This window comes from Pseudoalteromonas luteoviolacea H33-S, from assembly GCF_001625695.1.
GTDB classification, from domain to species: Bacteria; Pseudomonadota; Gammaproteobacteria; order Enterobacterales; family Alteromonadaceae; genus Pseudoalteromonas; species Pseudoalteromonas luteoviolacea_B.
Genome location: NZ_AUXY01000041.1, coordinates 1 through 349, shown reverse-complemented (window position 1 = coordinate 349; position 349 = coordinate 1). Strand labels below are relative to the sequence as shown.

The window sequence follows — 349 nt, the reverse complement described above, 5'->3', positions numbered from 1 at the left end:
CAGAAAATGTAAGTTATCTGAATGTGTTAAATTCAAAATACACATCTATGTCAATAGTATACGATGGGCGTGAGTATATTTTTCAAGTACAAACGGTGGAAAATGCAACGGGTGGACTTCATAAAAAGTATGGTTTATCAGCATATCGTTACTTTCTAGCCCTAGCATTAAAAAATGATCTTAAAGTAGACTACTCAGTTACTTACGAGATACATGAGTTGAAGTCCGAACATGAAATAAATGTTTATGAGTCTTCTGAATGGGCAGTTTTTACCTTAATAAGTAACCATAGAAGTTTTGACGAGGTATTTATTATAAACAAAAAGAGTCAAAGCATATTTCAAATAGG

The 349-nt window shown here is 32.1% G+C and carries 1 protein-coding gene; it reads left to right on the top strand.

What is annotated here, in order from left to right; all coding sequences use genetic code 11:
- Window positions 1-47: 47 nt before the first annotated feature.
- A partial coding sequence (locus tag N477_RS26420; protein WP_211056604.1) for a hypothetical protein occupies window positions 48-349 on the top strand: 302 nt, incomplete at its 3' end.